The organism is Flagellimonas profundi (assembly GCF_017313275.1).
Taxonomy (GTDB): domain Bacteria; phylum Bacteroidota; class Bacteroidia; order Flavobacteriales; family Flavobacteriaceae; genus Flagellimonas; species Flagellimonas profundi.
Window position 1 is genome coordinate 1,517,356 of record NZ_JAFLNM010000001.1, and the last position, 13,045, is coordinate 1,530,400.

A 13,045-nucleotide genomic window follows, 5' to 3' on the forward strand; every position below is an offset into this window, starting at 1 on the left:
ACTTTTGAGGGGGAAACTAAAGACCTGCTATTTGAGCCTCTTTAATGGGACCAAGCTCGTAAGTAGCCGACAATAGTTCATTCTTTAATTCGCTGACCCTGTCCTTTTTTCCATTGGCCTTGTAAATTTCGGCAGCTTGCTGAAGAATGGCAGGCTCATAAGTGGCATTCACCACATGTTCTTCTATAACCTGCATCGCTTTTTGTTTCTCACCCAAATGAAGCAAACTGTAGGCAAACAGGCCATAAGATTCTGGGGTAGGTCTATTTAGAACCTCCTCCTGTGCCAACTCGAAGGCCTTTTGCTCAACTTCCATACTTAACAGAAAATCCACATTGTAAGCATTGTACATGTCTCCGTAATTTTTGTTGCTAGCAACAACTTTGTAATAATCATCCAACGCTTGTACACGTAGTATATCATTATTTATAAAGGAAGCCACTTCAGCTTTTAACAGGTAATATTCGGGTGACTTGTTCTTTTGCATGATAGCGTCCAAAATCCGGAGAGCTTCTTCGCCATTTCTCTCATAAGAGTACACGATCCATGCAATCCCCTTTTTGGCGTATGCATTTTGAGGGTCTATTTGCAGTGCTCTCAGGTATAATTTATAAGAGTCTTCAATACGCCCAGCATGACCATAAAAATCAGCTAGGTTGGTATAGGACCATAACAACAGGTTTTTATTTTTGGAGGATTCGGCCTTAGCCATGGCCTTTTCCATAAATTGGATAGCGGTGTCCAAGTCCCCTTTATGGTCGTTCCATTTTGCAACACGAATCAAATAACCAAAGTCGGACATATTCTGGATACTGTCCAAGTATTGATTTGCCAAATCGTAATTTCCCAGTTCCATATGAAGGTCAAAAAGTAAACTCTGGGTTTCTTTTTCTCCACTTCCCAAAGCTCTTGCCTCTTTTGCTAAGACCAAAGCTTCTTTAAACCTATGTTGCGAAATGTAATTTCTGGCCAATGCCCTCAGGTATCCGGATTTTCCCACCGCAGCGATTTCCACTGCCTTTTTCAGGGATTGTTCAGCATCCTTTAAATATTGGATATCACCTGTCGCCTTAAAAAAACGGGCGTACTCACTGGCAACATTCCCCAAGCTGAGCAATTGGGTACTATCGGATTTGATTTTGCCATTCCAAAGGTTAAAATATTTTGAAGTCGGTTTTACTGGTGCTGATGCGAGAAAACGATCGTAATCCTCTTTATCTGTTTTAAATTCATTTCCCTTTTGCTGACACGATGCCAAAAACAATAGGGCTATTGGTAAAAAGATATATTGTATTGTTGTTTTCATCTTGTTGTTGTATTAGATTAAAAAAAGGGGAAGGAAGATTTCCCTCCCCCGTCCCTTTCATAGCAATTAATTACTCGGGTGCTCCCAAATAGGGAAATGCAGTCGAAATATTGGCCGTAAGCCCAACACCATCAGATGTCAGTCGTGGCAAATCGGCCATTCCATCATCATCCAGGTCCTGACCACTAAACCTGTCGCCTTCCATTCCCCCGAAAAATAGAATTAGGGAAACATCTATAATATCATCATTAGGGTGCCTTCCGGTAAGGGCCACTTCGTCACCATCCGGAACCAGCACGTTACCATCATTATCAAGGTCGGTTCCAGGATCAAAGTATGTAGTGGGCAGATCTGGGGCAACTTCCAAAACATCCGCGGCCAAAACCGTTGTCAGGGTTGCGGCATCCAATCCTAGAATATTGTTTTCGTAGTCAACATCTTCCGGATTCAATCCCAGTTTTAGAGCATATACATCGTGGTATTGCTCCAATCTAGCCTGGAACCCCATTTGAAACGCTGCGCTCATTTCCGAAGGAATCGTAGTATTGTGCGCATCTTTAATACTGGCTTCACCTTCCATATCATAACTTAAGGTGGTATTGATTCCCGGACGACCTAGGTGGTCTACCTGGGCATATGTCCCAGTAAAATCAACCCCCATCATATCATCGTCCATCATGTCGTCATCCATCATCATATCATCGTCCATGTAGGTTCCGTTGTCATCATCGCTACAGCTAACTACTAGGCCAAAGCTTAACACTAGAGCTGTTATATATATTGATTGTCTTAGTTTCATAATATCGTTTTTAAGTTTCTTATTGTTTTCTGTTTGTTGTCACCCAAGTCTTATAAACTGATAGACCAAGGGCATTAGTGGCAGTAGGCGTCCCCAACATGCTATTTGGAATTTCCACTACAATGGAAAGGGTATTGGCACCATCAAAGGTGTCCGCAGCCTCCTCTGGGGGCAAAAACCCTTTTGGTGCAGAATCCAACTCAGGGGAAATCACAGCATTGAACTGGAAAAAATCGAAAAAGAACGGGTCTTGTCGTGGTCCAGCAAATAGGGATACGCCATCCGACGTTGTTTCCACAATTGCGGTAGCGCCGGAAATCTCCACATCGCCCAAAGCAGCATCTGTATATACTTCGCTACTCAAGCCTGTTTGCGAAGGCGTCATCGGTCCAAAAAAGTACATCCTACCATCTCTCGCAATAGCTTGGATTACTTGATCCTCTACCAAATCACCATCCAAATCAATATTGATTTCGGTAAGTACGTCCTCGTCAAAGGTTCCATACGCCAAATCTGGCAAAACATCGGATTGAAGATCCACCACAAATACGGTGTTGTCTGACCCCTCACTGGGTTCAAAAGCATAAAAATCGGCAATGTCCGCAGTAGTTCCTGCCGACGAGGGCGCATCTATATGGTCTGCAGAGACCAATACGGTGGTTGCAATTACCAAGGCTCCAAGTCCTAATAGATAATTCGTTGTTTTTTTCATGTTACTTGTTTTTTAAGTTTCGTTCACCCCTACCTACGGAACCTTTTAGGGGGTGGTTTGGTTTTAAAATGTTAAAATTGTCTTAACAACATTTTATTCAAGTGATTCACTCGGCACAAAAACAAAGTCGGAGAAATTGTTTTACTTTGGCATCTAATACATTTAAATGAACCCTTCTGCCTCCGGTTGGATCAACAAGTTTGGTCACCTTGTAGATCAAGAGTCTTCAAACTTTGAGGACTTTAATAGCTTGTACAGGCAACTCAAAGCAAATGGCTTTATTTATGGTGTTCACTTGAACATACCATCGTTTATACCCGTTGAGCATACGCTTAGTGAGGATGAAATTGCCAAGATCAACCTTCTTACTGCCCTATATTTCACCTATACCTTTGAAGTTGGAAAGACGGATTTTGATGCATTTGTCAATAAGGTTTTTGAGTATTACCAATCTTTGGATGTCAGTCGGATTTCCTTTTTGAATAAAATATTGACTGGTTCGAAAACGGAATCTCAGTTGGAGAAACTTATAGATTCCAGAATTTATTTAAGCGATAACACTTTCAGTAAAGCTCTTGGAAATAGCTTAACCAATTCGCTGCTTTATGTTGACATACTCATATTTATAATATACCTGAGAGGTAAAAAAAATGTCATGGAACATGCCCAACTTTTGGAGTATGTAACCATTAATATTGTATACCACGCACTGAACTCCAAAGAGACCCATGAATCGGATGCAAAATTGATTCAATTGTTGGGATCTTCGTTAACCTATGTAAATCTGGATGAGGCAAAATTTGATGGCAATTATTCCGATTTATTGACCCAAAATTTTACTGAAAACGAGAAGGATTATTTTTTGGATATGGCGTGCTTGACCATATGGGAAGATAAGACTTTGGACTACACAGAAACCGACTATATTTTTGGTTTGGGAAACGACCTCGGGAAGACAAAAAAGGAGGTGAGATCGGAACTCGAATTCGTAGAAAATTTCTTCGAAAAAAATAAGCATAAAATAGCCTATTTAAGCAACAAAAATTTAGCTGTGCAGTTCTACGATGGCATGTCAAAAAATGTTAGTAAACTTATTCTCAGAAATAGTAAAAGGTTGAAAAGAGAACTTACAGAAAGTAGAGAATTAGTTGCGCTTTTATCCAAGTCAACCGTTAAGGATTTAAGTGCCGAAGAAAAGAAAAAAGTTCAGAATCAGTTGTTGGATATTTTTAAAAGTATTCCTTCTTTGGCAATTTTTATGTTGCCCGGCGGAGCTATCCTTCTTCCAATTTTTATTAAATTGATACCTAAACTACTACCCTCGGCTTTTGATGACAATCGGGTGGAAGAAAATTAGTTTTTGGATCAAAAAACTCACTATAAATAAAACTTATAGTAGGTTTTTTAATTTACCTAAAAATATGGAATTCAGTTTTTTAAAACTGATTACTCTAACCATAGCTTAAAGTCCCTGACACGTTCCCTACTTACAATGACTTCGTGCTCGTTAAAACGGTTCAGTTTAATTTGAAGCCTTGAATTCGTGTATGAAATGATATCTCCTATATGGTTGATGTTCACGTAGAACTTTCGGCTTACCCTAAAAAATGTCTGAGGCTCCAATTCCTCTTCCAACTGTTCCAAAGTGGTGTCCAACAAATAATTTCTACCATCGGAAGTTGCAGCATAGGTTCCTTTGTTTTCACTATAAAAACATTCTACCTCGTCCGCATTTATAATTTTTAAATGTTGCCCTACCCTAGCTGTAAATCGTTTTTTGTAATCCCGTTCCAAAGGGTTTACCAGAAGCTTTTTTATGTCGTTAAAATCAATGGGGATTTTTCGGTTTTCAGGCTTAAAATTCCGATACTTTTTTACTGCACTTTCCAGCTCTTCTTCTTCAATGGGTTTTAGTAAATAATCTATGCTATTCAGCTTAAAAGCTTGCAGTGCATATTCGTCATAAGCAGTGGTGAAAATGATGGCGCTTTTTACATCGACCTCATCAAAAATTTCAAAGGAAAGACCATCCGATAATTGGATGTCCAAAAAGATTAAATCGGGGTGCTGATTTTCTTTGAACCAGACTATGGATTCTTCAACCGAATGAAGCATGGTGGAAACTTCAATTTCCAATTCCACAAGCAATCTGGACAACCGTCTTGCTGCTGGTTTTTCGTCTTCAATGATCAGGACATTCATATGGGTTTGGTTTGTGTTTTGGTTTAGTGCTTAAAGGTAAAAAGTCGGTTATTTTTTTTGGTATCTATTTATATTTATCCACCTTACCTCTATCCTCATCCATGTATTTTTGAATTTGGCGCTCCTCCCATTTTTTAAAGAAAGTGAATTTATGCCTAAATAAGATCAAGGTATGCACCAACAAAATCACACCCCAAATCAAAATATTGGCATTGATCCAGTCGTAATAATAAGGTTCCTTTGGAAATGCTTCTGGCAACAAGGAGTTCAAAACTCCCGTTTTTAAGAGGTAAAGCATACCGTTTACGATTACAAAAATTATGATGTGACTATAATATCCTTTGAGTTCTTTAACTCGCTTTTCAGCATTTCTCCTCAGCAGGTTTCTATTTGTCTCCATCCTTTTTGAACTTGTTCATTTCCTCTTTATCCTCGTCAATATACTTTTGAATCTGGCGCTCTTCCCAGTCCTTGCCCAACAGCGGGTTGAATCCAAAGGTTTTTGAAGCATGGAACAACAATCCAATGCCCCAGGCCATCAATGTGATAAAATGTTCCCATTGCCAAAAACTATCCGTATTAAGATAAATATTGATCAAAATAAAGGTGTTTATCACCAAATAAATGGTCAAATGAATATAAAAGCCCTTGAGTTCGTCCACTCTTTTTTTAGCCCTGTCGTACTTTTCTTTATTAAAGTTTTTCATGATTATTTCCATTTATTGTTCTGTTCGTCATCCCGCATAATCTCCTCGATTTTGCGTTTTTCCCAATTCTTTCCGAAAAACGGGTTTAGGTCAAATGTTTTGACCGCATGGAAAATAATTCCGATACCCCAACCAAAAGCAGCCCACAAGAACCAAGCATACACAAAATGGTTGGTAAAATAGTTGATAAGGGCCAATCCTGAAATTACCAGGACATAGGAAGTTAGGTTCCCATAAAATTTTTTGAGTTCCTCCACATGCTCCTTGGCCCGTATGTATTTACTCTCTTTATCTGAAGATTCCATGGTATTGTTGTTTGATGTGATGTTATAGTTAAAAGTACTCATTATTAAAATTCTTTATCATTCATAAGTTCCTGAACCTTACGTTCTTCCCACTCCTTTCCAAAAATAGGGTTCTGCCCGTAAGCTGTCATCCAATGTCCTAACAGTCCAAGGCCCCACCCGATGGCCGGAAAAAATACCCAAAGAAAATCGGTGGTTCTAAAATTGAGGTACGCAAGCAATGGAATCACTACACAATAAGCCGTTAGGTTACAATAAAAAGATTTAATATGCCCAACTCTTTCCTTAGCTCTTATATAACGTTGTTCTTCTAAGTTTTCCATGATCTGTTCGTTTTTTATAATTGATTATAGGTCAAATATCTCCATACTTATAGGCAAATTGAAAAACGAATTCCCGAACTGTAATTTTTTTAGGATGAATTGTGAGTGGAGGGTTAAGGGTTAAGGGTTAAGGGTTAAGGGTTAAGGGTTAAGGGTTAAGGGTGATGGGTGATGGGTTAAGGGTGATGGGTGATGGGTAAAGGGAGGAAATTTGGTTCTAGAAATCGTCCTTATCCATGAGCTCCCTGATCTTACGTTCCTCCCAACGTTTGCCCCATAATGGATTATAACCAAAAGCAGCCATACCATGTGCGGTTAGGCCAAATCCCCAGCCTATGGTTGGAAAAAATGCCCATAAAAAGTCCGTTGTGCGGAAATTGAGCCACCATAAAAAAGGGATGACAATGCAATAGGCCATAAGATTGCCGTAGAAGTCCTTAATGTTTTTGACCCGCTCCTTGGCATTCGCGTAGCGTTTCTCCTCAATGTAACTCTCCTGAGTCTCCAGAACCGTGTATTTTTGGGTAAGCATAGGTATTAAAACACTAAAATCTTTTTCCGTTTTTTCAATTACCATTTCGCGGTCGGTTAAAATATTATACCGCTGTTTTATATTCTGCAGCCCTACCCCACTACTCTTTTTCACCACTTGTTTTTCCTGTAGGTTATTGCTCACCACCAACATATCGTTCTTTTCGAAAACTCTAATGTGCAATGGTCGGGAAGATGTGACCACATTGTGCTTTACCGCATTTTCCAATAAAAGCTGCAGCGACAGGGGCACTATTTTAGCTTCGGGCTGGGAACAATGATCGGGAATATCGAAAATGATACTATCTTCAAAACGCATTTTAAGAAGTCTCACGTAAGTTCGGGCAAACTTCAATTCCTCATCTACAGTAACCAGGTCCTTGTTTTTCTGCTCTAGCACATATCTATATACTTTGGATAACGAGGTGGTAAAATTTTGAGCTTGATGTGGGTCTTCATCGATCAAACTCGTCAAAACATTAAGACTGTTGAACAAAAAATGAGGGTCCAATTGGTTTTTTAAGGCATCGAACCGGGCCGAAGCCGAACCTGCAATTATTTTTTGCTCCTTAACCTGCTTTTCCTTGTAAAACTTGTAGTAGTACGCCGCATAGAACAACAGGGCCACTATCATGGCAATAAAAAAGGAGGAGTAATAATCCCGTGGGGTTTCATCCGAAATAAAAGTACCAAAGCTTACTTGATATATCCATACCTTTAAGACAAACCGTGCCAAAAAGATTCCGATAATGGATGCCACGATATTTCCAATGATACCATAACCAATGTATTTGCGGGTAAACAGCTCTTTGTCGTATTTCCGCATGAGCATAATAAAAGAAGCGGCATTACAGAGGTAGATTATCGTGGAAAACACAAGGGTTTCCCAAAAATCCTTGGACAGTTCCTGAAAAGTGAATTCCCAACCGTTAACAAAGTAGATAATTAGGGACACTATAAAAATAGCCACCCCTATCAGCAATGCCCTAAAAACTTCTCTTATCAGGAGTTTCATCATTTCTTAGTTACCACAGCTTTCCAATATCTCTTTTGCTCTCTCTTCGCCCCAAGTCGGATAAAATGGTGTTTCGGATTTAAAGGTAGCAAAAAGTTCCAACGCCCTTTCCACATCTTGGCAATATGGAGCGGTATCCTTACCAAAGTACCGGGCAGACCCCATATCCCACTCCGCTTTAGATAGAATTACCCTTGGGTTGTTGGGTGACAACTCCATGGCTTTTTGGTACAATTGTGCATTCTTTGGAGAAAGGGTCATACCATAGGTTGCCCCGTCAAAAGCAATCCAAGCGGTGTTAATGAGTGCTTCTTGAATTAAAAGTTCCGGGTTGTTCGGTGAAATGGCCTTAGCGACATCCAAAAATTCCCTGGCTTTTTCCAGTTGTTCCCTCAGTTTGCCCTCGTCCTTTTCTCCAAATGATACGACGGTGTTGATCTGCGAAACATAATAGTACGGTAGCCATTTATCGGGCTCTGCCGTAGCTATACGCTCAAACATATGGGATGCCTCCATTGTCTTTTGGCCTTGCCATAGCTCAAAAGCCTTTTCCATTCCCTTCACATAACGTTCCTGTGCATTCATAAGTACTGTTCCCAAGAGTACAAATACTAAAATCAGTTTTTTCATGACTGTTGTTTTATGATTATTGATATCACAAAGATGAATTGATGACAGTCAATTTTGAAAGAAGGATTACCGAACTGTAAAAAATTGGTGCTGGGTTGTAGTTTGTATCGGGAATCCCTTCAAAAGAGAACAAAATAACCTAGATTCAAGTTTTAAAATTTCTTCTTTTTGAAGTTGAATATTTAATAAACGGCGCAAGTAAACCCCATAAACCGCGGTCTTACTATTACAATAATGGAAAGACAAGAAGTGTTTCTGTAGGAAAATCATTCTGATTTACACTTCTTTTACAAATAGAATTCGTTTTAAGGTACTCATTTACAGATTTTTATTATATTTAATAGTTGGTCTTGCAAAGTAAATTTTCCTTTACATTCCAACAATAGTTTCCCAGTTAAATAAGACCTTTACTTGTTTCTGAAATTTGTGTTTTGACGATAGGAAAAAGCAAGTTGTATTCCCCCAATTACCCTATAATTATTTTAAGTCAACAATTGTAATCATTGATCAAGGTGCTAAAAACCCTGACGTTAGGTGTACCTAAATCTCAATTTTGGCCATACATGAATCGAGCTTTTCACTATAAATAATTAACCATAACACAAAAACAATGAAAAAAATCCTTTTCCTAAGCGCATTGGCAGTACTTGCATTCAGTGCTTGCCAACAAGGTCCTATTCGATATACGCAGGACTCACCAGAAATTGATATAGTAAAACAATTGATATCGAACTACAACAATAAAACATTCGATACAAGCATGTATGCAGATACCTCAAAAACGTTTTACAATGTCAGTAAAAATCCAATGTCTGCCAGCGAAGCCATGGATTATCATAAACAAACTGATGCAAATTATTCGTCCAGGAGCTTTCAAAACGAGAACTCAGAATATGAAATGGTCGTCACCGATGATGGTGAAACATGGGTAAATTGTTGGTTGGATTGGAAAGGAACCTTAGCCGCCAACAACAAGGAAATAGATATCCCCGTTCATTTGACCTATCGATTTGTGGATGGCAAAATTGTAAGGGAATATGGTTATTGGGACCCATCAGAAGTTATGATGGAGCTGCAGAAAATTGAAATGGAAGCCAAAAAGGCCGAGGAAGAAATGGAACCAATGAAGTAATTATGTCCAACATAACAGCTTTAATAACTAAAATAGGCCCAATTCAGGGCCTTTTTTAAGGTTTAAACTATTTTACCGGCAACCCACCGGAGTCGCATGATATCAGATTTATTATCTTTAACCTTTTTATATTCCCAAGGGCAACGCTTCCATCAATATGTACATTCCATCACATTATAACAACCAAGATATTGCTGAAGTCAAGAACTTTTTACAGCAAAACAGCTTTGGCATTTTAATCAATATTGTTGACAATAAACCTTGGGGAACCCATATTCCGCTTGAACTGGAAACAGATGATGAGGGAAATGATATTTTAATGGGCCACATTGCCAAGGCCAATCCGCAATGGAAATATTTTAACGACGAGGCCCAAGTACTTTGCATTTTCAATGGTCCGCATGCCTATGTATCTTCATCGTGGTACAAAGATGAAGAAGTGCCCACTTGGAACTACATTGCCGTTCATGTTTATGGAACCTTAAAAGTATTGACGGAGGAAGAAACCATGGCATCCATGCACCGGTTGGTAGAAAAATACGAGAAGGACTCCAAAAAGCCGATTTCCCTGAACAACTTATCCCCTAAAACCTTGAGGCAGGTAAAAGGAGTTGTTGGCTTTAAGGTTTTAATATCCGACATACAAGCTACCTACAAGCTTTCCCAGACCCGAGCAGATGACCATCACAAAATAATATCGGAACTCGAAGAAAGGTCCGATCCAGGGAGTCAGGGCATTGCCGAGCATATGAAAGAAACTGAATCTTGATTCTCTATTCAATATCCTGGAACATTGTATCGGCCCAATTGGAGTATCTGGGGTTTTCCACATGCATGATCCAAATTTCATCCTGATATTTCCCCTTCAATTGAGATTTGTAAGCAGCATAGGCAGCCTCGTTCTCTTGGTACTTGGCCAAATAAACATAATTGAGTCCGTTGTCCGGATTTTTAAAATATTGGGCCTGCAATCCCTTTCTTTTTAATTCTTTCATAAAGTTTTTAAGGTATGTCTCATTCTTAAAAACATTGGCCACAATGTAATGTCCTTGCCCTACACCTTCCAGATTGATATATTTCTCAATGGGCTTGAATGCTCCACCATGAAATTTACCCTCTTTCTTCTTCTCAACTTTGTTGGAAACGGTTGGGGTGTTTTCCGCCACGGCGGTAACAGTCGAAGCTTCAATTGAATTGTAAAGGGAGTCCAGATCCTTACTGTCCGCTAGGTACAATTTTTGGGCTTTCCTTTCGATATCTGGAATCTGGTCTCCATTATGTCTTTTTACCAGCCTCATCACCATCTCAAAGCGCTTCTCCATATCGGCTTCCCTACTTTGTTTCATGGAATCCACCTTATAGAGCAAATCATCTATTACCGCGTAACTATCTTCCTGTTTTTCCTGAAGTTCAGCCACACGCTCCTCCCAATATGCCCTGTCTTCGTTGTTGGATGGGCGCAAGGTAGTTTTTACATCCAACTTACCGCTCTGCTCCGTTTGTTCGGTTTTATTATCTGCATCGGCTACGGCAGAGTTCTCAATCTTCTTTTTCTCTTCATCATCGTTGGAAACGAAAGTGTTTTTGGATAGATTGGGTACAAAGGAATAGGCAATGGAAATTTCGTGGGTCACACCGAGATTGGCAATGCTGTTGCTCAGGCTTTTCTCAAAGTTATACCCAAAAGACAGTCTTTGATTTAGATTAAAACCTGTTCCGGCAGATGCTCCGTAAAACTGATCATATCCTCCCTGAATCCACCCCAACTTGGGAAGGTCAAGGATTATACCTCCTCCGAAAACCGGGTCCTCACTGCCCTTAAAGCGGGCTCTCGCCAAAGGCATTAATCGGCTATCCTCAAATATGCCCTTTCCGTTCTCGAACTCATACACGTACTGTATATGGCCAGAGAAGGTTTTTTCATTCAAATTGGTCAAAGAGTTCCCTGACTTTATATTGTAATCGACCAAATTTTGGGCAAAAGCACCAAAATCGAACTTGCCAATACTTAGGTTAAGGCCAGGTTGGAACGAAATTACGGAGCTTTCCTCAGCCTCTCTCAAAAAAGGATCTTCTTCTTGGGTAACCGCTCTACTCGGGTCGTAACTACTTACATAATAGGGAATATTGACCCCAAATGTCAGGCTACTTTCCTCTCCCAACTGTATGCCGTGGGAGTAATTGGCCATAACCCCTAAATTGGAAATTACCCCCTCACTTTGATTATATAAACTAAAACCAAGCCCAACTCTATCATTTATTCTACCACTGTAGCTCAAAAAATAGTTTTGGCGGTTGTTCTCGAAATCGGCACTTTGACTTCGATGAAAGAAGTTTATATAAGATTTGTCCTCCCTTATGGAAGAAAAGGTGGGGTTGATCAAAAACCTGTTGAACTTTAGCAGGTTTTGAAATGGGACGTCGTAACTCACATAGGGATTATTTTCTTCTTGGGCTTGTGAGGGAAGACCTAGAAAAAAAATGATCAATAGCGCAAAAAAGTAACGCTCAAATTGGGACGGAAATGTAGTTTGAAAACACAGGGGTAGTTTTATCTCCATAGCCGATTGGGATTTGTAGGTTAATATTCCTGATTGGGACAGGTTGATATTTGTTTAAGTTTTTCATTCGCAAGATTTGGGACTTGTAAGAATTTTACCACTAAACTTAATGTAAATCTAATTATTTTATCGTCCAACAGATAATTTTTTCGTTGAATGGCAGTCGAAATTGAAAGATAGATTGCTTTTACTACTTAAAAATTGGATTTCAGTTTACCAATTGTTGTGTATTTCGATTTATTTTTGGGGGGAAATCTCCAAAACTTTTCTCAAAATGAATCCATCCTACAGAATTGTTCCCTATTCGGAAGCCTACAAAGATGCCTTTAGGAGCCTGAATGAGGAATGGATCATCAAGTATTTTAAAATTGAGGAAATGGACCGCATTATACTCCAAAACCCAAAAGAATATATTTTGGATAAAGGCGGTTATATCGCTGTTGCCTTATGTGATGATGTTCCTGTAGGAGTCTGTGCATTGATACCCTGTAAATATGATGGGTATGATTTTGAACTCTCCAAAATGGGAGTTTCTCCAAAAGCCCAGGGCAAGGGTATTGGAAAACTATTGGGACTACATATTATTAACCAGGCTAAACGGATGGGTGCCAAGAAAATCTTTTTGGAGAGCAACCGAAAGTTAGCACCCGCGATAGCTTTATATAAAAAACTGGGATTCAGCGAAATGAGCAATATTGCTTCGCCTTACGCCCGCAGTGATATACAAATGGAATTGAATTTGAACACCCCCTAAAGTTCATTTGTACATGATATTACACCATTCCTACGGTTTTTATAGGCTTTTGTAATGGTTCTCTTTTA

Annotated in this window: 15 protein-coding genes; 4 read left to right on the plus strand and 11 right to left on the minus strand. The window is 39.4% G+C overall.

The genetic code is table 11. The annotated features are described in order from the left end of the window. Positions 1-16 precede the first annotated feature (16 nt). The 3 genes from J0654_RS07030 to J0654_RS07040 all read right to left on the minus strand — a co-directional run bounded on the left by J0654_RS07030 (position 17) and on the right by J0654_RS07040 (position 2,817). On the minus strand, positions 17-1,306 hold the full coding sequence (locus J0654_RS07030) for a tetratricopeptide repeat protein (protein ID WP_207027125.1): 1,290 nt from the start codon (positions 1,304-1,306) through the stop codon (positions 17-19). 70 nt (positions 1,307-1,376) lie between these two features. Then, a complete protein-coding gene (locus tag J0654_RS07035) occupies positions 1,377-2,105 on the minus strand; it encodes a DUF4331 family protein (protein WP_207027127.1) in 729 nt (242 codons plus the stop codon). 19 nt (positions 2,106-2,124) lie between these two features. After that, complete coding sequence (locus J0654_RS07040) at positions 2,125-2,817, minus strand: DUF4331 family protein (RefSeq protein WP_207027128.1); 693 nt, start codon at positions 2,815-2,817, stop codon at positions 2,125-2,127. A gap of 166 nt (positions 2,818-2,983) precedes the next feature. On the opposite strand from J0654_RS07040, the gene J0654_RS07045 reads away from it, so the two are divergent. Further along, a complete protein-coding gene (locus J0654_RS07045) occupies positions 2,984-4,174 on the plus strand; it encodes an LETM1-related biofilm-associated protein (protein WP_207027130.1) in 1,191 nt (396 codons plus the stop codon). An 89-nt stretch (positions 4,175-4,263) separates the two neighbouring features. On the opposite strand, the gene J0654_RS07050 is transcribed toward J0654_RS07045, so the two are convergent. From J0654_RS07050 to J0654_RS07080, 7 genes are all read right to left on the minus strand, one after another. Beyond that, positions 4,264-5,019 carry a LytR/AlgR family response regulator transcription factor gene (locus J0654_RS07050; RefSeq protein ID WP_207027132.1) on the minus strand — a complete coding sequence of 252 codons (756 nt, stop codon included), beginning with the start codon at positions 5,017-5,019 and terminating at the stop codon, positions 4,264-4,266. A 64-nt stretch (positions 5,020-5,083) separates the two neighbouring features. Beyond that, positions 5,084-5,419, minus strand: coding sequence for a 2TM domain-containing protein (locus J0654_RS07055; RefSeq protein ID WP_207027134.1), 336 nt, complete (start codon positions 5,417-5,419; stop codon positions 5,084-5,086). Continuing rightward, positions 5,406-5,726: a 2TM domain-containing protein gene (locus tag J0654_RS07060; protein WP_207027137.1), complete on the minus strand. Its 321-nt coding sequence runs from the start codon at positions 5,724-5,726 to the stop codon at positions 5,406-5,408. The genes J0654_RS07055 and J0654_RS07060 overlap by 14 nt, the downstream gene beginning before the upstream one ends. A 2-nt stretch (positions 5,727-5,728) precedes the next feature. Beyond that, positions 5,729-6,031: a 2TM domain-containing protein gene (locus tag J0654_RS07065; protein ID WP_237685900.1), complete on the minus strand. Its 303-nt coding sequence runs from the start codon at positions 6,029-6,031 to the stop codon at positions 5,729-5,731. Between the two features lie 44 nt (positions 6,032-6,075). Beyond that, positions 6,076-6,354, minus strand: coding sequence for a 2TM domain-containing protein (locus tag J0654_RS07070; RefSeq protein WP_207027141.1), 279 nt, complete (start codon positions 6,352-6,354; stop codon positions 6,076-6,078). Positions 6,355-6,571: 217 nt separating this feature from the next. Then, positions 6,572-7,900, minus strand: coding sequence for a 2TM domain-containing protein (locus J0654_RS07075; RefSeq protein ID WP_207027143.1), 1,329 nt, complete (start codon positions 7,898-7,900; stop codon positions 6,572-6,574). A gap of 6 nt (positions 7,901-7,906) precedes the next feature. Then, positions 7,907-8,530 (minus strand): tetratricopeptide repeat protein, encoded by a 624-nt coding sequence (locus J0654_RS07080; RefSeq protein ID WP_207027145.1) that lies wholly within the window; start codon positions 8,528-8,530, stop codon positions 7,907-7,909. Positions 8,531-9,140: 610 nt separating this feature from the next. On the opposite strand from J0654_RS07080, the gene J0654_RS07085 reads away from it, so the two are divergent. Both J0654_RS07085 and J0654_RS07090 read left to right on the plus strand, forming a co-directional pair. Then, the gene (locus J0654_RS07085; protein WP_207027147.1) at positions 9,141-9,662 is read left to right on the plus strand and encodes a nuclear transport factor 2 family protein; all 522 of its coding nucleotides are present in this window, start codon (positions 9,141-9,143) and stop codon (positions 9,660-9,662) included. Positions 9,663-9,819: 157 nt separating this feature from the next. Continuing rightward, the gene (locus tag J0654_RS07090) at positions 9,820-10,431 is read left to right on the plus strand and encodes an FMN-binding negative transcriptional regulator (RefSeq protein WP_207027148.1); all 612 of its coding nucleotides are present in this window, start codon (positions 9,820-9,822) and stop codon (positions 10,429-10,431) included. A gap of 4 nt (positions 10,432-10,435) precedes the next feature. Here the strand turns inward: J0654_RS07090 and J0654_RS07095 are convergent, their stop codons facing one another. Then, complete coding sequence (locus tag J0654_RS07095) at positions 10,436-12,223, minus strand: PorP/SprF family type IX secretion system membrane protein (protein ID WP_207027150.1); 1,788 nt, start codon at positions 12,221-12,223, stop codon at positions 10,436-10,438. A gap of 274 nt (positions 12,224-12,497) precedes the next feature. Here J0654_RS07095 and J0654_RS07100 point away from each other — a divergent pair, with 274 nt between their 5' ends. Continuing rightward, positions 12,498-12,977 (plus strand): GNAT family N-acetyltransferase, encoded by a 480-nt coding sequence (locus J0654_RS07100; RefSeq protein ID WP_207027152.1) that lies wholly within the window; start codon positions 12,498-12,500, stop codon positions 12,975-12,977. Positions 12,978-13,045: the final 68 nt, after the last annotated feature.

Coding starts and splice junctions, on each gene's coding strand:
- J0654_RS07030 (WP_207027125.1), bottom strand. CDS start 1,306: ATGAAAACAACAATACAATATATCTTTTTACCAATAGCCCTATTGTTT.
- J0654_RS07035 (WP_207027127.1), bottom strand. CDS start 2,105: ATGAAACTAAGACAATCAATATATATAACAGCTCTAGTGTTAAGCTTT.
- J0654_RS07040 (WP_207027128.1), bottom strand. CDS start 2,817: ATGAAAAAAACAACGAATTATCTATTAGGACTTGGAGCCTTGGTAATT.
- J0654_RS07045 (WP_207027130.1), top strand. CDS start 2,984: ATGAACCCTTCTGCCTCCGGTTGGATCAACAAGTTTGGTCACCTTGTA.
- J0654_RS07050 (WP_207027132.1), bottom strand. CDS start 5,019: ATGAATGTCCTGATCATTGAAGACGAAAAACCAGCAGCAAGACGGTTG.
- J0654_RS07055 (WP_207027134.1), bottom strand. CDS start 5,419: ATGGAGACAAATAGAAACCTGCTGAGGAGAAATGCTGAAAAGCGAGTT.
- J0654_RS07060 (WP_207027137.1), bottom strand. CDS start 5,726: ATGAAAAACTTTAATAAAGAAAAGTACGACAGGGCTAAAAAAAGAGTG.
- J0654_RS07065 (WP_237685900.1), bottom strand. CDS start 6,031: ATGGAATCTTCAGATAAAGAGAGTAAATACATACGGGCCAAGGAGCAT.
- J0654_RS07070 (WP_207027141.1), bottom strand. CDS start 6,354: ATGGAAAACTTAGAAGAACAACGTTATATAAGAGCTAAGGAAAGAGTT.
- J0654_RS07075 (WP_207027143.1), bottom strand. CDS start 7,900: ATGAAACTCCTGATAAGAGAAGTTTTTAGGGCATTGCTGATAGGGGTG.
- J0654_RS07080 (WP_207027145.1), bottom strand. CDS start 8,530: ATGAAAAAACTGATTTTAGTATTTGTACTCTTGGGAACAGTACTTATG.
- J0654_RS07085 (WP_207027147.1), top strand. CDS start 9,141: ATGAAAAAAATCCTTTTCCTAAGCGCATTGGCAGTACTTGCATTCAGT.
- J0654_RS07090 (WP_207027148.1), top strand. CDS start 9,820: ATGTACATTCCATCACATTATAACAACCAAGATATTGCTGAAGTCAAG.
- J0654_RS07095 (WP_207027150.1), bottom strand. CDS start 12,223: ATGGAGATAAAACTACCCCTGTGTTTTCAAACTACATTTCCGTCCCAA.
- J0654_RS07100 (WP_207027152.1), top strand. CDS start 12,498: ATGAATCCATCCTACAGAATTGTTCCCTATTCGGAAGCCTACAAAGAT.